Source organism: Alkaliphilus metalliredigens QYMF, from assembly GCF_000016985.1.
GTDB lineage: Bacteria > Bacillota > Clostridia > Peptostreptococcales > Natronincolaceae > Alkaliphilus_A > Alkaliphilus_A metalliredigens.
In genome coordinates this window covers 4,538,807-4,559,850 of record NC_009633.1, presented here as the reverse complement: position 1 = coordinate 4,559,850, position 21,044 = coordinate 4,538,807, and the positions used below count along the sequence as shown (strand labels likewise).

Annotated in this window: 24 protein-coding genes and 1 pseudogene; 22 read left to right on the top strand and 3 right to left on the bottom strand. The window is 37.0% G+C overall.

The window, feature by feature from the left end; genetic code table 11:
• Positions 1–10: 10 nt before the first annotated feature.
• From truA to rpsI, 3 genes are all read left to right on the top strand, one after another.
• Positions 11–778 (top strand): tRNA pseudouridine(38-40) synthase TruA, encoded by a 768-nt coding sequence (gene truA, locus AMET_RS22205; RefSeq protein ID WP_012065408.1) that lies wholly within the window; start codon positions 11–13, stop codon positions 776–778.
• Positions 779–897: 119 nt separating this feature from the next.
• Positions 898–1,326 (top strand): 50S ribosomal protein L13, encoded by a 429-nt coding sequence (gene rplM, locus AMET_RS22200; RefSeq protein WP_012065407.1) that lies wholly within the window; start codon positions 898–900, stop codon positions 1,324–1,326.
• 32 nt (positions 1,327–1,358) lie between these two features.
• Positions 1,359–1,751 (top strand): 30S ribosomal protein S9, encoded by a 393-nt coding sequence (gene rpsI / locus AMET_RS22195; protein WP_012065406.1) that lies wholly within the window; start codon positions 1,359–1,361, stop codon positions 1,749–1,751.
• Positions 1,752–1,823: 72 nt separating this feature from the next.
• On the opposite strand, the gene AMET_RS22190 is transcribed toward rpsI, so the two are convergent.
• Positions 1,824–2,045, bottom strand: a complete 222-nt coding sequence (locus AMET_RS22190; protein WP_041721234.1) for a hypothetical protein — start codon at positions 2,043–2,045, stop codon at positions 1,824–1,826.
• Positions 2,046–2,347: 302 nt separating this feature from the next.
• Here AMET_RS22190 and cwlD point away from each other — a divergent pair, with 302 nt between their 5' ends.
• Entirely contained in the window at positions 2,348–3,082 is a 735-nt protein-coding gene (gene cwlD / locus AMET_RS22185; RefSeq protein WP_157047335.1) for an N-acetylmuramoyl-L-alanine amidase CwlD, read from the top strand.
• Between the two features lie 186 nt (positions 3,083–3,268).
• Here the strand turns inward: cwlD and AMET_RS22180 are convergent, their stop codons facing one another.
• Complete coding sequence (locus AMET_RS22180) at positions 3,269–3,652, bottom strand: phage holin family protein (protein WP_012065403.1); 384 nt, start codon at positions 3,650–3,652, stop codon at positions 3,269–3,271.
• Positions 3,653–3,766: 114 nt separating this feature from the next.
• Between AMET_RS22180 and AMET_RS22175 the strand changes: the two genes are divergently transcribed.
• The 7 genes from AMET_RS22175 (at position 3,767) to AMET_RS24635 (ending at position 10,561) form a co-directional block, all read left to right on the top strand.
• The gene (locus tag AMET_RS22175; RefSeq protein WP_012065402.1) at positions 3,767–4,627 is read left to right on the top strand and encodes a divergent polysaccharide deacetylase family protein; all 861 of its coding nucleotides are present in this window, start codon (positions 3,767–3,769) and stop codon (positions 4,625–4,627) included.
• A gap of 106 nt (positions 4,628–4,733) precedes the next feature.
• Complete coding sequence (locus AMET_RS26075; RefSeq protein WP_157047334.1) at positions 4,734–4,886, top strand: hypothetical protein; 153 nt, start codon at positions 4,734–4,736, stop codon at positions 4,884–4,886.
• 59 nt (positions 4,887–4,945) lie between these two features.
• A complete protein-coding gene (locus AMET_RS22170) occupies positions 4,946–5,506 on the top strand; it encodes a rubrerythrin family protein (protein WP_012065401.1) in 561 nt (186 codons plus the stop codon).
• Positions 5,507–5,959: 453 nt separating this feature from the next.
• Positions 5,960–6,472 (top strand): QueT transporter family protein, encoded by a 513-nt coding sequence (locus tag AMET_RS22165; protein ID WP_041721233.1) that lies wholly within the window; start codon positions 5,960–5,962, stop codon positions 6,470–6,472.
• A 111-nt stretch (positions 6,473–6,583) separates the two neighbouring features.
• A complete protein-coding gene (gene queF, locus AMET_RS22160; protein ID WP_012065399.1) occupies positions 6,584–7,084 on the top strand; it encodes a preQ(1) synthase in 501 nt (166 codons plus the stop codon).
• Between the two features lie 182 nt (positions 7,085–7,266).
• Positions 7,267–7,863, top strand: a complete 597-nt coding sequence (locus tag AMET_RS22155) for a hypothetical protein (protein WP_012065398.1) — start codon at positions 7,267–7,269, stop codon at positions 7,861–7,863.
• A gap of 343 nt (positions 7,864–8,206) precedes the next feature.
• Positions 8,207–10,561, top strand: coding sequence for a PAS domain-containing sensor histidine kinase (locus tag AMET_RS24635; protein ID WP_012065397.1), 2,355 nt, complete (start codon positions 8,207–8,209; stop codon positions 10,559–10,561).
• 101 nt (positions 10,562–10,662) lie between these two features.
• Here the strand turns inward: AMET_RS24635 and AMET_RS22145 are convergent, their stop codons facing one another.
• Complete coding sequence (locus AMET_RS22145) at positions 10,663–11,580, bottom strand: LysR family transcriptional regulator (RefSeq protein WP_012065396.1); 918 nt, start codon at positions 11,578–11,580, stop codon at positions 10,663–10,665.
• A 234-nt stretch (positions 11,581–11,814) separates the two neighbouring features.
• Here AMET_RS22145 and buk point away from each other — a divergent pair, with 234 nt between their 5' ends.
• From buk to AMET_RS22090, 11 genes and pseudogenes are all read left to right on the top strand, one after another.
• The gene (gene buk / locus AMET_RS22140; protein ID WP_012065395.1) at positions 11,815–12,891 is read left to right on the top strand and encodes a butyrate kinase; all 1,077 of its coding nucleotides are present in this window, start codon (positions 11,815–11,817) and stop codon (positions 12,889–12,891) included.
• Positions 12,892–12,916: 25 nt separating this feature from the next.
• A complete protein-coding gene (locus AMET_RS22135; protein ID WP_012065394.1) occupies positions 12,917–13,120 on the top strand; it encodes a 4Fe-4S dicluster domain-containing protein in 204 nt (67 codons plus the stop codon).
• A 27-nt stretch (positions 13,121–13,147) separates the two neighbouring features.
• Positions 13,148–14,218, top strand: coding sequence for a 3-methyl-2-oxobutanoate dehydrogenase subunit VorB (gene vorB, locus AMET_RS22130; RefSeq protein ID WP_012065393.1), 1,071 nt, complete (start codon positions 13,148–13,150; stop codon positions 14,216–14,218).
• A 3-nt stretch (positions 14,219–14,221) separates the two neighbouring features.
• A complete protein-coding gene (locus AMET_RS22125; RefSeq protein WP_012065392.1) occupies positions 14,222–14,974 on the top strand; it encodes a thiamine pyrophosphate-dependent enzyme in 753 nt (250 codons plus the stop codon).
• Entirely contained in the window at positions 14,971–15,510 is a 540-nt protein-coding gene (locus tag AMET_RS22120; protein WP_012065391.1) for a 2-oxoacid:acceptor oxidoreductase family protein, read from the top strand. Before AMET_RS22125 ends, AMET_RS22120 begins: the two co-directional genes overlap by 4 nt.
• A 214-nt stretch (positions 15,511–15,724) precedes the next feature.
• Positions 15,725–16,381 carry a lipoyl(octanoyl) transferase LipB gene (gene lipB / locus AMET_RS22115; protein ID WP_041721228.1) on the top strand — a complete coding sequence of 219 codons (657 nt, stop codon included), beginning with the start codon at positions 15,725–15,727 and terminating at the stop codon, positions 16,379–16,381.
• A gap of 30 nt (positions 16,382–16,411) precedes the next feature.
• Positions 16,412–17,299, top strand: a pseudogene (lipA, locus tag AMET_RS22110) (lipoyl synthase); the annotation flags it as partial.
• A 167-nt stretch (positions 17,300–17,466) separates the two neighbouring features.
• Positions 17,467–18,363: an arginase gene (gene rocF / locus AMET_RS22105; RefSeq protein ID WP_012065388.1), complete on the top strand. Its 897-nt coding sequence runs from the start codon at positions 17,467–17,469 to the stop codon at positions 18,361–18,363.
• Positions 18,364–18,498: 135 nt separating this feature from the next.
• Complete coding sequence (locus tag AMET_RS22100; RefSeq protein WP_012065387.1) at positions 18,499–19,320, top strand: MerR family transcriptional regulator; 822 nt, start codon at positions 18,499–18,501, stop codon at positions 19,318–19,320.
• A 245-nt stretch (positions 19,321–19,565) separates the two neighbouring features.
• On the top strand, positions 19,566–19,928 hold the full coding sequence (locus AMET_RS22095) for an encapsulin-associated ferritin-like protein (RefSeq protein WP_012065386.1): 363 nt from the start codon (positions 19,566–19,568) through the stop codon (positions 19,926–19,928).
• A gap of 13 nt (positions 19,929–19,941) precedes the next feature.
• The gene (locus tag AMET_RS22090) at positions 19,942–20,736 is read left to right on the top strand and encodes a family 1 encapsulin nanocompartment shell protein (protein ID WP_012065385.1); all 795 of its coding nucleotides are present in this window, start codon (positions 19,942–19,944) and stop codon (positions 20,734–20,736) included.
• Positions 20,737–21,044: the final 308 nt, after the last annotated feature.

The window sequence follows — 21,044 nt, the reverse complement described above, 5'->3', positions numbered from 1 at the left end:
GAAGTGTCAAATGAGAAATATAATGATTGAAATCGAATATGATGGGACAAATTATAGTGGATGGCAGATTCAACAGAATGCACCTAGTATTCAAGAGGAAATAGCCAAGGCACTAAAAAAAGTTACTGGTGAGGAGATCACTACCCATGGGTCTGGAAGAACCGATGCAGGGGTTCATGCCCAAGGTCAAGTGGCCAGCTTTCAACTACACTCTAAGATTCCTGCTGAGCGGATCTCCTTTGCTTTAAATGGTAAATTGCCAAGGGACATTACAATTTTGGAGGCCAAGGAAATGCCAGAAGACTTTCACGCTCGATATAGCGCCATTGGGAAGCGATATGGGTATTGCATTATGAATAATACCCATGGGAGCGCTTTATTACGAAACTATTGCTATCATGTTCCCTATAAACTGGATCTACAAAAAATGAAGCAGGCATCTGAAACGTTGTTAGGAACCCATGACTTTAAAGGATTCATGGCCAGTGGCAGTCAGGTGAAGTCCACAGTAAGAAGGATTGATGAAATTAACTTTGACACCCAAGGTAGCCAAATTTGGATTACCATGCAAGGAAATGGCTTTTTATATAAAATGGTTCGGATTATTGTTGGATCATTAGTGGGAATCGGAACAGGTAAAATAAAGGAAGAAGCTTTACAAAATATACTAGAAACACAAAATCGAAGAGTTGCAGTGAAAACAGCACCGGCACAAGGATTATATTTACAAAAGGTGTTTTACCCCTTGACACACCAGGGACATTGTATTATAATTTGATGGAGTGTGTAAAAAGAGATCCACTAAGCCCCGGGTCTCGACACATATAGAACTTGACGACACTAGAATATAAATACAAATAAAATTTATTTTTTAAGAATTGATAAGGAGGGAAAACGATGAAGTCATACATGGCGAAAACAAATGAAGTAGAAAGAAAATGGTTTATAGTCGATGCTGAAGGAAAGACATTAGGTAGACTTTCTTCAGAAATCGCTAAAATCCTAACTGGAAAGAACAAGCCTGAATATACACCTCATGTAGACACTGGTGATTTTGTAATTGTTGTAAATGCTGAAAAAGTAGTACTAACAGGTAAGAAATTAGATCAAGAATCTTATACTTATCATACAGGTCATCCAGGTGGGTTAAAGCAAATTTCTTTTAGAAGAATGCTTGCTGAAAAACCAGAATTATTAACTTACCATGCTGTAAAAGGGATGATTCCTAAGACAAGATTAGGAAGACAAATGCTTAAGAAGCTAAAGGTTTACGCAGGAGAGAATCACGATCACGAAGCACAGCAACCACAAGCTTTAGAATTATAATCGAGGATCACAGTTGAAAGGAGGAATTATCCATGGCAAGAGTAACTTACTACGGAACTGGAAGACGAAAAAACGCAATTGCTAGAGTCAGACTAGTTCCAGGTGAAGGAAATATTACAATCAATAAAAGAAATATTGAAGAATACTTCAATTATGAAACTTTAAGAAGAGATGTAAGACTTCCCTTAGAACTAACAGAGACTTTAAGTCAATTTGATGTGCTTGCAACAGTTAATGGTGGAGGATACACCGGACAAGCTGGTGCATTAAGACATGGTATCGCTAGAGCACTACTTAAAGCTGATGATGAATTAAGACCAGCTTTAAAGAAGGCCGGATACTTGACAAGAGATTCAAGAATGAAGGAAAGAAAGAAATATGGACTTAAGGGTGCAAGAAGAGCTCCTCAGTTCTCAAAGAGATAATTATTTTACTTTCAAAAAAGACTGTCACAGACAGTCTTTTTTTTATACTCAAAATAGCTAGAGTAATGGTGACTACAAGGAATCATTTAATGAGTCGATATCTTGTATCAGTGAAGAAATCTGAGTGGATAGTCCTTGGACTGCATTAGATAAGTCAGGATCCTTAGACCTTCCATTGTTCTCATCCACCAGCAATAATTCGATGGCAGATAATCTTAGACGCATTTCCTCATTATCTTTCTTCAACAGTTCCAATTCGTTTGAAATATTCTGCTTGTCCTTTCTGTTTTCCATTATTAACCTTCCTCTCATATGTTCTGTTTTCTCCATTAGTTTATCTTTGATCATGTAAGAAATACAATTATTTTAAAATCCACTATATATTTATGAACTGTGGTGGATTTCGTTTAGTAAGTTTTTACATTGAGCAAAATAAAATCACGATAAAAGTGATAGGACGAAAAGAAAAGATCATATATATAAAATGAGACTTAATTTAGAGAGAATATACACGCCCTCTAAATTGTAGCGGAATTTATTTCGAAAATGTCACCTAACATTAGAGGGGGCTCTATACCTTAAAAGAATAATCATAAATGAAAGGATGGAGGAATCGGAGCTTGAGACTGTTGATTATCAAAAAAAAATGGTTAATATGGGGTGGAATCGGGATACTGGCCTTAATTGTGTTGTTGATTTACTTAGGAGACAAGGTAATTGAAACCAATGTGATTCCTAGTACTGCAAAGGGCGTGATCATAGATGCTGGACATGGTGGAATAGACCCAGGTAAGGTTGGTAGTATGGGAAATAACGAAAAAGATATTAATTTGTCTATTGCACGTTACTTAAGGGAGTATTTAGAGCAAAGCGGTAGCGTTGTTTTGATGACGCGAGATAGTGACGTAGGCTTATACACAGAGGGTGGAACGGTGAGGAAGAAAAAAAATGAAGATTTACAAAATCGGAAAAAGATTGTAAAAGAAAGCCAAGCGGACATCTTTATTACGATTCACGTGAATAGCTTTACCCAGAGTCAATATTCTGGAGCACAAACTTTTTATCCAAAAAATAACCCTATGGGAAAAAGGTTAGCAGGAATTCTACAGGAAGAATTAGTAAACGTACTAGATCCTAACAACAAAAGGGTGGCACTAGAAAAAGAGGGGATTTACTTAATTAGAGATTTAGAGATACCCACAGTGTTAGTAGAATGTGGATTTTTATCTAATCCAAAGGAAGAAAAATTGCTTAATGATTCCCAATACCAGCAAAGGGTTGCATGGGCACTGTATATAGGAATCCAGAGGTATTTTCAAGAGACACATTAGGTTGTGGATAAAATATGTGGACAATGTGGATAACACTCTGGTTAAATACAGGTTTACTGCCTAAATTGAGGAATTAGCCAAAAATCATAAAGAAAAACAGGTAATGCATTGTGGATAAAAAAGATCTTGAATGTGTATAAGAAAAAGTATATCAACAGGCAACTGTTGATATACTTTTAGCTTCTATTACATTGTTTTACCAGGTATAATCATATCTAAAATACCAATGACAATTGCACCTAGAATAGCTCCAAGGAATGTAACACGCATGGCTGGAACAATAAACTGGGCGCCATAGAGCACAATAGCGGCCACAATAAACCCTGTGATGCCTTTACCAAATGGCGAAGCATCAAATCCAACAACTCGTTGTATTAAGTAGTCGACAATCGAAATAACCGCAGCAGCTACTACAATCCCCCATACACCCTCTATTCTAAATCCTGGTGTTAAAAAGGCGGCAACTGCAATGACGATAGCAGAGACTACAAATCTTAATATAATCCCTACCCAGCTATGAGATGCTTGTGTACGGTTTTGATTTCTATCATTATTTCTATCTTCAGACATATAAAGACTCCTTTCATTTGCAAAATTTAGTTTCAGTAGTAGCATTCCTTATCTAAAGTGATTTTATGCTTCAATAAACTGGAAAAGTATCTATAAAATGAAAGAGGTGTGGAAATGAAGAAAAAAGGCTATATTTTTTACATTTCAAAACAAAATTTAAATTTTATACTTGTAACCTGTCTTGTGCTAGGTTTTTTTACTGGGGGAATGAGGATTCAAAGAAATGAGCAAAATCCCTTGTGGATGAGTAGAGAGGCAAGTGTAATTGAGGAGACTGTAGCAGAGACAAAGGGGATCGTCGCGATTGTCATTGATGATTTTGGCAATAATGGTAGCGGCACTGATGAAATGATGAACATTATCCAACCCCTTACCTTCGCAGTCATTCCCTTTTTACCATACTCACAAGAAGAAGCTAAAAGAGCTAATAAGGCTGGACATGAAGTGATTGTACATATTCCTATGGAACCTAAAAAAGGAAATCCAAAGTGGTTAGGAGACAGGGGCATTACATCGAATCTAACTTCAGAGGAGGTACATAGCATTGTCTTAGAAGCCATAGAGGATGTTCAGTATGCCGTAGGAGCAAACAATCATATGGGGTCAAAAATAACAGAGGACAAGAGGATTATGGAAGCAGTCATGCAAGTGTTAAAGGCCAATGATATGTATATGATTGACAGCAAGACAAGTCAGACATCCATAGTCAAAGAAGTTGCAGATCAATATAATGTTCCGGTTTTAGAAAGAGCTATATTTTTAGATAATGAGAAAAATGTAGAGGCAATTAAGAGACAGATTGAAAAATTAGCTGTTGTGGCATTAGAGAGTGGAAGTGCTGTGGCAATTGGTCATGTAGGACCTGAGGGAGGGAGAATAACAGCCGAGGCTATCAAGCAGATGCTCCCTTACTTACAAGAAAAAGGAATCGAGATTATGCCAGCTTCCAAATTACTAAATAAACCCAGACAATAGGCAATGATAGGACAATAAAGCAAAGCCAATGTGATGTCAGTCATCGTTTAACTAGGGGTATAATCTAAGTAAACATAAGATGAATTAATGGATTGGAGGAATACAAATGAGTAAATGCCATGGATGCGCTTATAATAAGGATGGAGAATGTAGGACATCAGCTTGTATTGTTCCGGAGGAAAAAAATATTCAACTTAACCTCTGTAACGATACAGGCGTTTTACTTTGGATTAGAGCTAATGAAAGCCTAGCAGTATAAAAGGCAATAAGCTTGTCTATAATTCAAAAAACGATTTTAATTAACGAGGAGGAGTGTACATGTCGGTTAACAATGCAATGACTGCTGATTTTTTACGTTCGGCATATGGAGGAGAAAGTATGGCTCATATGAGATACTTAATTTGGGGAGAGGTGGCAGATAAAGAGGGTTTTCCTAATACGGGAAGGTTGTTTAGAGCCATTGGTTATGCTGAGTATGCCCATGCTGATAATCATTTTAGAGAGCTTGGTGATCAAAAAGGTGATTATACGGTACCTGCTGGGGCTGTATTTGGAGTAGGTAAAACCGTAGAAAATCTTCAAGGCGGAATTGATGGAGAACTTCATGAAATAGAACAAATGTATCCTGTTTATTTGGAAACAGCACGATTCCAAAAGGAAAAAGGAGCAGAAAGAGCCTTTCACTATGCATTAGAAGCGGAGAAGATTCACGCTAAGCTTTTCAAAGAAGCTCAAGAAGCAGCTAAGCAAGGAAAGGACTATGATATAGGTGGAATCTATGTATGTGAGATTTGTGGACATACTGCAACCAATGAACGACCTGATCGGTGTCCAATTTGTGGAGCCAAAGAGGAATTGTACAAAGCATTCAAAAAATAAAATGTCGAAAATCTATATTTCCGGGGAAATAATAGGTTTATTTCGGGAAAATTGAAGAAGTAAGTGAGCTGAATATAAAGATTGTTCCAGTGATAAAGCTATGATATAATATTCCTGACAATTCAATAAGACAGTTCGTAACCATCCTGTCTCAAAACAAAACTAGGGCTAATAAAGTATTGATAAATCTATATATTTAGGGCCGTAAGGCCTTTTTTTTTATGGAAAAAGAAATAATAATCTCTTATCCCATAAAGGAACTGAAACCACAGTCATAGAGGTATTGTGGTAAATGCATATAGTAAGAATTTGTATCGATATTTTAAAGAGAAAAGTTGAGGGACCATAGGTCTCGTTCTTTTGTATATGATAAAAGAACTCCTTGTAGACTGATAGAGGAATGGATGAATGACGAATAACGTCTATACTGATGGGATCAGGGAGGTTAATACAATGAATAAATACTCGAAATCAAGGCAACAAATTTTTAGTGGGAAAGAGATTTCTTCAACACAGAAGCTTACAATATCTGGGATTACAATGGCTTTATATGTAGTGTTGATGTTTTTCACCCAAGGTTTTGCATTTGGACAGTTCCAAATTAGGATTGCCACTTCGCTCTATGCTTTAAGTGCCATCTATCCTTTTTTAATTGTACCCTTAGGACTGAGTAATCTTTTGAGTAATATGATAATGGGAGGTTTGGGTCTACCGGATATAGTTGGTGGATTTATGGTGGGGATCATCACTACTAGTCTAATCTATCTGATTAAAAAGTACCGATTCAATGATTGGTTCATGGCACTACCCATTATTTTGGGACCGGGTCTAATCGTACCAATATGGTTAACCTATTTAATTAATGTACCTTATACATTATTAGCATTTAGTATTACCATAGGACAAATCATTCCTGGAGTTGTTGGCGTTGTATTAGTAAAGCAATTAAGAGACAAAATAAAATAAGGCTAGTTCAGCTAGAGTCTTAGGAGTATATCAAAAAGAAAATGAGATTTAATTCCGAGAGAGTATTTAGAAACGCTTCGAAGATAAAAAAGATAAACTGAAGGAGGACCTATGATGAGTGGGAGAACAGATGAAGAACTAAAGGGTGTTACTTTGCTTGGTAATCAAAGTGTTAAGTACCAATACCAATATAACCCAGACATACTAGAAAGTTTTGGGAACAAGCACCCTGAAAATGACTATTTTGTGAAATTAAATTTTCCGGAGTTCACTAGTCTATGTCCTAAGACAGGACAACCTGACTTTGCAGCTATATATATATCCTATGTGCCAGATAAACTGTTAGTTGAAAGCAAGTCTTTAAAGCTGTATTTATTTAGCTTCAGAAATCAAGGTGATTTTCATGAGGATTGCATTAACATCATCATGAAGGATTTAATTAGACTTATGGACCCTAAGTATATAGAGGTATGGGGGAAGTTCACGCCAAGGGGAGGTATTTCAATTGACCCTTATTGCAATCATGGTAAAAAAGGAACCAAATGGGAAACAATGGCTGAAAAAAGAATACAATGGCATGATATGAACCCAGAAAATATAAACAATAGATAAAATATGTTGTATTCAAGATTATTTAAAGATTCCTTTGTTTCTAGGGGGTCTTTTTATTTTGGCATAAATTTCATTATGAAATAAAAAAATTGGTGATGGTATTCTGTATATAAGGTGTAGCAAAGTGAAAAGATAAAATAGGTGTTAATCACTAAATAAATTTGAATCGGAGGAGAATGTAAATGGAAACAGGATCAATGGACTTAAAAAGAGAAGCAATCACTAGAGGTAAAGTGGATGAAGAACTAGCTGAAGAAGTAGTCACTTTAAAAAGCCAATTAGATCAAATGAGACAAACAATGGGACAATTGCAACAAGGTTCTGGTGGACAACAAAATCAGTCACAGCAAAACCAGTCACAACAGAGTGGTCAGTCAGCTGGACAGCTGTTCCAACAAATGCAGCAGTTTAGAAACCAAGCACAGCAACAACAACAACAAACAGTACAACAACTACAACAATCAATCCAGCAAACAATGCAGGTTCTAAATCAGGCAAATGAATATGTTCAAGCAAACCAAGTGCTTACACAAATGAATCAATTGATCGATCAAGCACAACAACAATTAATGCAAATGAATAGCCAACAAGGCCAACAGGGCCAACAAGGGAATCAAATGAGTGGCCAGCAAGGCCAACAGGGCCAGCAAGGAAATCAGATGAGTGGACAGCAAGGAAATCAGATGAGTGGGCAACAAGGAAGTCAAATGGGTGGGCAACAAGGAAATTTAATGAGTGGCCAGCAGATGGGCGGACAACAGGGTCAGCAGGGAAACTAGCAAACGGGAAATTTGCAAAGAGCTTAAGTCAGCATGAAAGATTTAATCATTTAAATTGTTGGTTGTGTAAAGGGAACAGAATCAATAGAAATTGGTCATGATAGATTTATAATCCCATCTACGGTGATCCATAGGAGTGTTATACCACGAAGATAAAATTTTAATAGAACCAAGTAAAACAGCCTGTGCTTTGAGTTAATACGATACAGGCTGTTTTATTTATATAAAAAAACAGAAAACTTATCGTACGTTGTAGGAGTATTAGGAAAAAAGTAGAATAATAGAGTAGACAAGATTTCAATTTAATATTATTTTAAATGGGGAAGTCAATGGGGGAAAAGGGATGAATAACGGGTACTTAGTAAAAGAACAAGATTTAGATTATAAGATACTATTTGAAAAATCACCAGATGCTAGTCTGATCATTGAAGGGGACAGAATTATTAGGTGTAATGACGCTGCAGTGGAGATGTTTGAACTCTTATCAAAAGACCAACTTATTGGCAAGAAAGTTTATGGTTTATTTCCTAAAAGACAACTTGATGGCAGCTTGTCTATTAAGAAAGCTAAGGAATTGGTTAGACAGGCAGAGGAAAATGAGGTAAGTAAGTTTGAGTGGACCCACAGCCGTAGATGTGGAACACTTTTTTATGTGGAAATTGTAATGGTCGTGATACCAATCAACGGCAAAAAAGTTATTAATGTCTCCCTAAGGGACATAACTGAAAAAATAAAAGCCCGTATCCTTTTAAAGACAAATGAAGACATTTACCAGGATATGTTTGAAAAGAACCATGCAAATATGCTTTTAGCTGACGGTGATACAGGGGAGATTGTTGATGCCAACCCAGCTGCTTGCGCTTTTTATGGATATGATAAAGAACAATTCATCACAATGAATGTAACTGATCTTAGCATCGGTTCTCATCATGAAGTGTTTAATCGAATAGAAGATGTTAAGTGCAATAAAGGTAAACACTATTATTTCAAGGATCAACTGGCCAGTGGCGAAATAAAAGATGTAGAAGCATATAGTGGATCTATCAATAAGAATGGAAGAGAACTTGTCTATTCCATTATACATGATGTGACAGAGAAAAATAAAGCCTTAGAAGCTCTTAAAGAGAGTGAGAAAAAGTTTAAGACATTATTTAATAATGCCAATGACTTGATTTTTTTAAATCATGCTGAAGACCCCAGTAGTTCAGGTCAATTTATTGAGGTAAATGAGGCTGCTTGCAAGAGACTTGGATATACTAGAGAGGAATTGTTGGAAAAGACACCCTCACATATAACTGTTGATAAAGCTGAAGGTGAGTTAGCTGGGTACCGAAAGGAAATATACAAAAATGGGTGCGCCACCTTTGAGACAACACTGATATCTAAACGGGGATATGAAATCCCAGTCGAGGTTAACTTACATACCTTTAAATTATTTGAAACACAAGTAGAGCTCTCTATTGTGAGAGACATCACTGAACGCAAGCAAATTGAAGTATCATTAATAAAGAGTAAGGAAAAGTATCGTAAACTAATGGACTTTTTACCAGAGTCTGTGTTAATTATAGACAAAGAGATTATCTTATTTTCAAATGCAACGGCAACTAAATTTTTAGGGTTTGATACCTTTAATGACATGATTAACAGACCCCTATTGGATTTTATATACTGGGAAGATTATGATGATATGGTTGAATGGATCAACAAGATACAGAGGAATAAAAATTCTAAGCCCCTAGTAGAAATCAGATTTATTAAGAAAGATGGTAGTATCGCATATGGGAATATAGTTGAAACTAAGGTATCCTTCAATGATCAGGAAAGTACAATGATGATCATACGAGATATAACAGAACAAAAAGAAGCGAAAAAGTTGCTAGAGGAAACCATTAAATATGATAAGTTGAAAACAGAATTTTTTGTCAATATAGCCCATGAGCTTCGAACGCCCCTGAATGTTATATTTGGGGCTCTACAGCTCTTGGAATTAGACTTTAAGCAAGATGAAATAGAGAAGAAGGAAGCATTGCTAGGAGTGGACAAACGTATTAAGAGTATGAAGCAAAATTGTTATAGACTCTTAAGACTAGTTAATAACATCATCGATATTACTAAGATTGAGTCGGGGTATTATCAGTTAGAGCTCCAAAATGTAGATATAGTTAATGTAGTAGAAAATATTACAATGTCCGTATCGGAATATATGGAAATAAGAGGCATTAATCTACAGTTTGATACCCAGGTGGAGAGCAAACTGATTGCATGTGACCCAGATAAAATGGAGAGGATTATGTTGAATTTATTGGCCAATGCAATCAAGTTTACTGAATCAGGGGGCCAAATAAAAGTGAATATGTATGAAAAAGAGGAAAACATGATGATATCCATCCAAGACACGGGGATTGGGATTCCAGAGGATCGGATTAATGTGATATTTGAGCGTTTTAGTCAAGTAGATAGATCACTGACACGAAGTCATGAGGGGAGTGGAATTGGACTGTCCCTTGTTAAATCTTTAGTTGAACTACAGGGAGGTCAAATTACTGTTAAAAGCAAGATAGGGCAAGGAAGTGAATTTATCATAGCGTTACCCATAGGCTTGTTAAGTAATGAAAGCACAGAATATACACAACAGGAGAAATCTAGACAAAATAAAGTAGAAAAAGTAAAAATTGAGTTTTCTGATATATATACCTAAGGCCCGCAGTAGTGTATTTTAAGAAAGAATAAAATAATGTGAAATAAAAGAAGGCTGTCGAACGGTCTTCTTTTATTTTTGCTAATAAAGAACCAAGATGATTACGTGATTTTCAGAAAATCATCTTGGCCCTTCATATTCATAGCGTCAAGCTCCTTCAAAAATAAAGGGATAGATGGGTTTTGATTACTTGTCTTCCATGCAACAACAAGCTCGTGTTGTACTGCCTCACCTTCGATATCAATAAATCTAAGGCTGGGACTAGCATGATGCTCTAGACTTTTGGGAAGGATGGCAATTCCCATTTCTGCATCGACTAACAGTAGCACCGTATGAAGCAGCTTGGGGCCACTAACGATATTTGGAGAAAAACCTTTATTAGCGCAGATAAGCAATGTTTGATTGAATCCCTGGGGGGACTCATGTCTATTCAGGGCGATGAAGCGCTCCTGGGCCAAGTCTCCTAGGTTGATGCTGGATTGATGAGCAAGAGGGTGATCACAATGCATCACAATTGAAATCGGCTCAGTAAATAGACTGCGTTTCTCAAGTCCCCCAATATTATCTAGTCCAAAGGAAAGTGTAAAGCCAATGTCCAATTCACCGGTGCTCAATGAATCGATTAGTATTCCATGATTATACTGATCTAATTGTAAATCAATATTTTGATAGTTACGGCGAAATCCTCTGATTAAAAAAGGCAAAAAATTCTTCTCAGTATAACCTAAAAATCCTATTTTCAAGCTTCCTATAATTCCTAATTCAGCTTCTTGGGTTTTGATGACAGCCTCTTCGGCCCTGCTGACAATATCAATGGCTTCTTTTAAAAGTACGCCACCTGCATGGGTTAATTTGACTGAACGTTTATTTCTATCAAAGAGCTTGACCTCAATTTTATTTTCTAAATCAGCGATCTGTTGACTGACTGCTGATTGTGCAACGAATAAATGCTTAGCCGCTTCGGTAAAATTTAAATGTTCCGCAACGGCAATGAAATAGCGCAATTGTCGAATGTCCATACAAAGCCCTCCTATCCTTGGGTACCAGTCAATTATATAGATTAATAATAACATTTAACTCTGTATTTATCAATAGAAATCACTTTTACTTATTACTGACATAGTATTATAATATTTCACAATGAGGCAAATATTCTGTATTCTAGTATTAAGAATAAATTTTATCGCTTCTAATTTTTTAAGAAACAGATAATATTTTTTAATGAATGGACTTAGAACAAGGGAGGATTAAATATGGCACTTTCTAAAAATAGAATACTCGTAATTAATCCAGGAGCCACATCAACTAAAATGGGTGTATTTGAAGACGAAGCACTTCTTTTTAAAAGAACTGTGGATCACTCTGTACAAGATTTGCAGGAATTTGCAAAGGTAGTTGATCAATATCAATATCGTTTAGACTTAGCATTACAAGTACTTAAAGAAGAAAATATTGAAATCAAAACATTGGCGTCGATCGTAGGACGTGGGGGATTACTAAAATCCTTACCTGGCGGAACGTATAAAGTCAACGAAAAGATGATTGAGGATTTAAAAAAGGCTGAACGAGGTGAGCATGCTTCTAACTTAGGTGCGGTTATGGCTTCGGATTTAGCCGGTCAATTAAATGTACCTGCATTTATCGTAGATCCAGTTTCAGTAGATGAAATGGAGCCTGTGGCCAGGATATCTGGACTAGCTGATATAGAACGAATTAGTTTATCCCATGCGTTAAACATGAAAGCGGTTGCCCGTAAAGTAGCACAAGAAATGGATAAAGCATATGAAGATGTTAATTTTGTTGTGGTTCACCTTGGTACTGGGGTTTCGGTGACACCCCATAAAAGAGGTAAAATGATTGACGTTAATAATGCTAAGGCAGAGGGTCCTTTTTCTCCGGATAGATGTGGTGGATTACCAGCAGATCAACTAGTTAAACTCTGTTTTTCTGGAAAGTACACCTATGATGAATTAAAAGAGAAGGTAAGTAGTAAGGGCGGTTTTTATTCTTACTTCGGAACAACTGATGCCCGTGAGGTAGAAGCCATGGCTGCAGCAGGAAATGAGAAAGCCAATATTGTATTAGAGGCCCTGGCCTATCAAGTAGCAAAGGAAATAGGTGCCATGGCAGCCGTATTAGAGGGTGATGTAGACAAAATCATCTTAACAGGTGGAATCGCATACTCTAAGAGGATTGTTGCTGATATTGCAAAACGTGTTAAATTTATTGCTCCTATAGAAGTGGTACCGGGAGAGGAAGAACTTGAATCCTTAGCCCTTGGCGCATTAAGAGTGATCCGAGGAGAAGAAGAAGCAGCAATATATAGTTAAAAAAACAAGCGAAGGAGGGATTGTCGTGCCAAAGGTTGACATAATAAGTAAGTATTGTAAAAGCTGTAGTCTTTGTGTTGATATTTGTCCTAAGAAGATTCTAAAGATTGGAGACAAATCGAACCAAAAAGGATATTTCACAGCAGTTTGCACTGATCAAGATAAGTGTATTGGATGTACGCTATGTGCAACGGTTTGTCCAGATGTGGCAATAGACGTTTACAAATAAAAGTAACGAAAGGAGCTGAAGTATCAGATGGAAAAGGTATTGTTGAAAGGTAATGAAATAATTGGTGAAGCAGCCATCCGTTCAGGATGTAAGTTGTTTTTCGGATATCCAATCACACCATCAACAGAGGTGGTAGAATATTTATCTAAGCATTTACCACCAGTAGGTGGAACGGTATTACAGGCAGAAGATGAAATCGCAGCGATTAATATGTGTTATGGTGCTGCCGCTACAGGATCTAGAGTTCTGACAGCATCATCAAGCCCTGGAGTCAGCTTAAAGCAAGAAGGAATTTCATACAGTGCAGCTGCTGAACTACCAATGGTAATTGTTAACGTTAACCGATGTGGTCCAGGATTAGGTGGATTAGGTCCAGCTCAATCAGATTATTTCCAATCAGTTAAGGGTGGTGGACACGGTGATTATCGATTAATCGTCTTAGCACCTTCCACAGCTCAGGAACTTTATGACTTCACAATGCAAGGATTTGATTTAGCGGATCAATACCGTAACCCAGTGATGATTTTATCCGATGGATTTTTAGGTCAAACAATGGAACCTGTTGTTTTAAAGGATAGACCAGAAGCACCTAAGGTTGATAGAGACTGGATCATTGATGGTGCTAAAGGAAGAAAAAAACGTATATTAGCTAGCTACTCTCTAACCAATGAAATTGGTGAGGCCAATAATCTGCGTTGGGAAGCAAAATATAAAAATATTCAAGAAAAAGAACAGCAATGGGAAGAATTTCATACTGAAGATGCAGAATACCTGCTAGTCAGCTATGGAACCACCGGTAGGATATGCAAGAGTACTGTTTTAAATGCTAGGAAAAAAGGAATTAAACTAGGGTTAATCCGTCCCATTACCCTATGGCCATACCCAGAAAAAGCCTTTGCACCTTATAAGGATAAGGTGAAGGGAATTGTGACTGTGGAGTTAAATACAGGACAAATGATCGAAGATGTGAAGCTTTCAGTGGAGTGTAAAATGCCTGTACATCTTTACAGAAGACAGGGTGGTATGCTACCAACGGAGCATGAAATATTAGATTATGTTGAAGATACATTTAATTTAACTGCAGTAGAGGAGGTGTAAGTCATGGAAAAAGTGTTTTCTAGAAGTAAAGGATTATCAGATGTTCCATTTTCATTTTGTCCAGGATGTACTCACGGAATCATTATGAGATTAATTGCAGAAATACTTGAAGAATTAGATATTATTGAGGATACAATCGGAATTTCTCCTGTAGGATGTGCAGGTTTTTGTCAAGATTTTTTTACCTGTGACTTTGTAGGCGCTCCCCATGGTAGAGCTCAAGCGGTGGGCATCGGGGTTAAAAGAGCAATGCCAGATAGAACGGTATTCACTTATCAAGGAGATGGAGATATGGCTGCCATCGGAACACAGCATGCCATCCATGCTGCAGCTAGAGGTGAAAAGATCACTTCTATCATGGTCAACAATGCGATTTATGGAATGACTGGAGGACAGATGGCACCCACTACCCTAGAAGGAATGAAGACATCTACCAGTCCTTATGGAAGAGATACAATTTTGACTGGTGCACCTATGGATTTCCCAAAGGTTATTGCTGCACTAGAAGGGGCTGTATATGTGGCTTCTGTTTCAGTAGATTCACCAAAGAACATTAAACAAGCTAAAGCAGCTATTAAAAAGGCATTCAAGGTTCAACAGGCTGGGTTAGGCTTTGCATTAGTCAGTGTACTATCAACCTGTCCAACTAACTGGGGAATGACACCTGTGGAAAGCTTACAATGGTTACGAGATAATATGATGCCTATTTATGAAATGGGAGAATTAAAGATGACCGAGGAGGTAAAGAGCTTATGATGGATAAAGTAATACTTGCCGGATTTGGTGGTCAAGGGGTCATGTTTCTAGGTAAAGTTTTAGCCTATGCAGGTATGGGTTCAGATCTAGAGCTTTGCTGGATTCCATCCTATGGACCCGAAATGCGTGGAGGGACTGCCAACTGTTCGGTAATCCTATCAGATGAAGAAATATACTCTCCTGTAATCGATTTTGCTGATGGTGCAATTGTGCTCAATAAGCCAGCTTATGATAAATTTGCACCTCGTATTAAGCCAGGGGGCATATTAGTGGTGAACTCATCCCTTGCTGAACTAGAAGATATGAGAGATGACATTAAAATAATCCAGATTCCTGCTACGGATATTGCAAATGAAATGGGTAATTCAAGCATTGCTAATATGGTATGCCTAGGTGCATTGCTACCATACTTAAATCTAGTAGACCTAGATAAAGTGAAAAAGGCAATGGATTCTTTAACAAAGAAAAGGCCACAATTATTAGCGGTTAACGTAGATGCAGTAAATAAAGGAATTGAATTTATACAAGGTCAATAGATGTAAAATAGTCGCCCAACAAAAGAGTCTGCTCTCTTGTTGGGCGGTTTTTAATGTCTGGGAGATCATATTGCACAATGTTGAAATCGTTAAATGTTTATCAATCATTGATGGATTCAGAATATTACAATATAATGGGTGTATGAATCTTAGGGGTGGGGTCTTATACCTTGGGGATGAAATCTCCATAAATCAACTGGAGGGGGGTAACGAGATGCATCTAAATGTAGTGAACCTAGGTAGATGTGAATATGAAAAGGCGTTACAAGTCCAAATAGAGTTGCTTGAAAAAAGACAGCGGGGAGAAATTGAGGATACTTTGATTTTAGTGGAGCATCCACCGGTGATTACCAAGGGAAGACATGCAGATGAAACCAATATTATTGGATCTGAAGCATCTTTAATAAATCATGGAATCCAGTTATTTAATACGGATCGAGGTGGTGATGTTACCTATCATGGGCCGGGACAAATTGTTGGATACCCGATTGTCAATATTAGAAAATCTAAGATTGGGGTCAAAAAGTTTGTAGAGAACCTCGAAGAAGTGTTAATTCGATTATTAGATGAAAAGTATCACATTACTGCTACAAGATCTTCTGTAAATCCAGGGGTTTGGGTAGGTGCTAATAAAATTGCTGCAATTGGCTTGGCAGTGAAGCGTGGCGTGAGCATGCATGGGTTTGCCTTAAATGTCAGTACTAATTTAGCGCATTTTAAGTTTCTGGTTCCCTGTGGTATTGCAGATAGAGGGGTAACTTCTATTGAAGAGATTTTAGGGTATCCAGTTGACTTTCATGTAGCCAATCAGCATGTATTAGCGTATTTCAGCGAAGTTTTTAATTATGATATCATAGAGACAGTAGAGTAGAGATAGAATAAGACAAAATGGACAAGTAAAGCTAAGGGGGATTTTATGAATATAAAAAGAAAACCAGAGTGGTTACGAATCAAGCTAGGTGAAGGACGTAACCTAAACTATGTTAAAGGACTACTGAAAAAATTCTCGCTTAATACAGTATGTGAAGAGGCTAACTGTCCCAATCAAATAGAGTGCTTTAGCAAAAAAACAGCAACATTTATGATCCTAGGGAGTGACTGTTCCCGGAGCTGCGGTTTCTGCAATGTTTCCCATGGCGCTCTTCAACCAATCGACCCAAATGAGCCAGAAAATGTAGCCAATGCTGTGGCTGAACTAGGGTTGAAACATGTTGTCATTACTTCTGTCACCAGGGATGATTTAGCCGATGGGGGTGCCCAGCATTTTGCTGACGTGGTAAATCAAATAAAGAGTAAGAATAAAGAAACAATGATCGAGGTACTGATCCCTGATTTTCAAGGAAACAAAGAAGCTTTGCAAAAGGTGGTACAGTCAAAGCCTGATATCATTAATCATAATATGGAAACCATCCCTAGATTATATCCTGAGATTCGACCAAAGGCTGAATATGTACAGTCATTGGAATTATTAAAAAACGTTAAAGAGATGGATCCAGAAATATTAACGAAGTCAGGGGTCATGGTAGGACTTGGAGAAGGTGAAGAAGAATTGATTGAGGTGTTTAAGGATTTAAGAGGGTCTGGTTGCGACTTTTTAACGGTGGGACAATACTTACCTCCTAGTACGAAACATTATCCCTTAAAAGCCTATATATCGCCTGAGGTGTTTGAACGATATAAAGAAGAAGCATTGAAGATCGGATTTAGCTTTGTGGCTTCAAGTCCATTAGTAAGAAGCTCCTATAATGCAGCAGAAGCACTAGAAAAACATGAAGAAATGAAAAGCTAAATAACCAGTCATAAATGATGGATTTACAGTAAAGGGGTGATCATTCATCTCTTTTTTTTATTATCCATAGCTATTGACCTTTGAGCTACTCCAACCTTTATACTTAAAGATATTGAAATATTTATTACTTAATAAAAATTAGGAAAAGGTACAAGGGGGTACAAACTATGGATATTAATATTATTGGTGTTCCTATATATTACGGTGCGGACAAGAGGGGGCCAGAGTATGGGCCAGAAAAGCTGAGAGAAAAAAAGGTGGCAAGTGTTCTCAGTAAGTATAATAATAAGGTGTATGACATGGGAGATATTCATGTGCCTGATGTAAAGGATTACGATAAGTTTTTTTCCCATGCAAACCTAAAATACTTGGATGCGATTATGGAGGTTAATAAAAACCTTGCACATACTGTATATTCATCATTAATGTCAGAGAGCTTTCCATTAGTCATTGGAGGGGATCATTCCATTGCACTGGGGAGTATCTCCGGTGTGAGTCGTGCCCACAAGAACTTCGCAGTTGTTTGGATGGATGCCCACGGAGACATCAACACCCAGGACACAAGTGGAAGTGGTAACATCCATGGCATGCCTCTAGCAAAGCTAATGAATGTAGGCCATGAAGGGTTAACGAATGTATATTTTCAAGGGCAGAAGGTTAAGCCAGAAAATGTCTTTATTATAGGCGCAAGGGATCTAGACCTTGGTGAGATTGCATTAATTGATAAAATGAAGCTTAATGTCTATTCTGCAGATGAGATTATTGAAAAAGGAATTAATGAAGTGATGCAAGCGGTGATGAATAAACTAAAAGTCAATCATGTTGAAGCCATTCATTTGAGCTTTGATCTTGATTTTATTGATGCTGAATTTGTACCGGGAACAGGGACACCAGTATCTGTTGGAATTAATGTAGATGATACGAAAAAAGCGCTAAAAACACTTGCAGAATCCAAATTAATTAAGTCCATGGACTTTGTTGAACTAAATGTGCTATTAGATAAAAATGATATCACAGCGGATCTGGCAATTGATCTTTTAGATTGGACATTTAAACATATGTAGATCAGTATTCAGGTCCCTTTCAATTATCACAAATTTCGAATATAATGATAATAATCCTTTGTTATCAACTGTTTTGAACAAGGAGAGCAGATCATAAAAAGTGATCATTAAAATTGAAGGGTGAATTGATACTTTATGAAGGAAAAATTTTTAATCGGAGAGCTATCTAAAATTTTTAATATCAGCTCGGATACCCTAAGACACTATGATCGAATTGGATTATTAAAGCCTGATTATGATCAAGTGAATGGTTACCGATATTATAGTGTGGAGAAATTCTTTGCATTAAGTAGGATTTTGTTTTTGAAAAGCCTTGATATCTCCCTTGAAGATATCAAGCAGTACTTTAATAATCAGAATACAGATCACCTACTGGCGTTGCTCAAAAGTGAAGAGGCACAAATTGATCATAAAATTAATCGATTAATTAATCTCAAGGGAAAAATCAAAAGTAAGATTGAATTAATTGAAGGTGCAGACAAATACATTAATCAAATAAGAGTGGAAAGACTCCCTGAAAGATGGGGTGTTTTTATGGATATTAAGGATATTGAGGATGCTTACGAGGTAAAAAGATCCTTCAAGGAGCATGAAGCCCATTTAAAAATATCCTCATGGCTTACGGAAGGTCAAATTTATACTTCTATCACAAAGGAAGACATATTGGGAAGACGCTTTCATCGATTCAATTACTTTATTGAGATCTCATCTAGAGAGGAAAATGTCAGTACCCAGGTGAAGGTCTTGCCAGAGTATGAGTATGCTTGTTTAGTGTTTTGTGGTTCCTATAATAAAATTGAAGCATACTATAGTATGTTAATTCAGTGGATTGAAGAAAATAACTATGAGATAGCCGGGGATGCTATTGAAAAAAATATAGTGGACTACGGTTTTTCTGACTCTGAAGAAGAATATATATCAGAAATTCAAATTCCGATTAAATTGAATAGAGTATAATTAAAGAGATAGAGAATGATTTGATCATTCTCTTTTTTTGATCTATTTTAGGATAATGATAGAGAGAGAATTAAAAATCATCCTGCAAAATAATAATAATAATATGAAAAGATAATAATACCAGAAGGTAATAATATAAAAACAATAGACAATATTAAAATCTACTTTTTTGTTTTTTATCCACTTTTTGGGGTAGAAAATATATAGAGACTATAAATAAGAAATACTAAGAGGAGGTATTATGAATGGCAATGGATTATCATGAACCAGTAGAAAATTTAGACGAAAAAACAAAAAATATTACGAGGGCTATAAACAGCCTAAAAGAAGAAATTGAAGCAGTAGATTGGTATAACCAGCGAGTTGCTGCAAGCAATGATGAGGAATTGAAACAAATCATGGCACATAACAGGGATGAAGAGATTGAACATGCCTGCATGACACTGGAGTGGCTTCGACGGAATATGGATGGTTGGGACCAAGAGCTTAAAACTTACTTATTCACAACAGGATCGATACTTGAGGCAGAGATGGGTGCAGAAACAGGCACAGAAACGGAAACAGTTGTCCAAGAAAAAGGACTAAATATTGGAAATTTGAAAAAATAGAGGAGGAAGTTTCATGGATATATTAAAAAGAGACATGGCACCATTAACAGAATCAGTATGGGAAGAAATCGACCAACGGGCAGCAGAGGTATTGAAAACCCATTTATCGGCTCGGCGTGTCGTTAATATAGTGGGACCTAAGGGTTGGGATTATACAGTTGTTCCTGAGGGAAGACTTAAGAAAATTGAAGACAATCCTGGGAATGTATGCACTGGAATGTATCAAGTAAAACCCTTGGTGGAGGCAAGAATTAGTTTTAAATTAGATCGTTGGGAAATGGATAATTTAATTAGAGGTGCTAAGGACATCAAATTAGATGCCCTGGAAGAAGCAGCGGAAAAGATGGCTATTTTTGAAGAAAATATGCTTTATAATGGGTACAAACCAGGTGATATTGAGGGATTAATAGAAGCTTCTTCCCACAAGCTATCTCAATTTGGAAATAACGGAGAAGAAATCATGGAAAACCTTGCCCAAGGAATGATCTTACTAAAGGAAGCCTATGTAGACCAACCGGTGACCTTGGTAGTAGGCATAGATGCGTGGAAGCGTATTAATCGGGAGATGCAGGGTCATCCCTTAATCAATAGGATTCAAGAACTGACAGGGTCTAAAGTGATCTATAGTCCTGTGGTAGAAGGGGCTTTGTTGCTTCCATATGATCATGAAGATTTAGAATTGACCATTGGTCGAGATTTCTCCATTGGATATGAATACCACGATGCCAAGACGGTGCAACTCTTTATTACAGAGTCACTCACATTTAGGGCGTTAAATCCAGATATTATTGTGGTGTACAATATATAGAATGTGACGTACCCATACATCGAAGGTAAAGGTAAGGCTAAATAAAAGAGTAAAGAGTAGCGGAATGGGAGATCCATTCCGCTATTTATATGCTTAAAAGCCCTTGAAATCATATGATTTACGGCATAGATAAAAGTAGAAATAGAAATAGAAATAGATATTATCACATAGGAGATGATTTTCTACCGAATTGAATTTGCTAGATAGAACTGAGGCCGTGATGTCAAGGGAATTAGATAAGTGCAAGCTAAGCGCTATATTCGAAAAATATAAAGGAAAATGTGGAAAAAAGTAGAATATTTATTTGT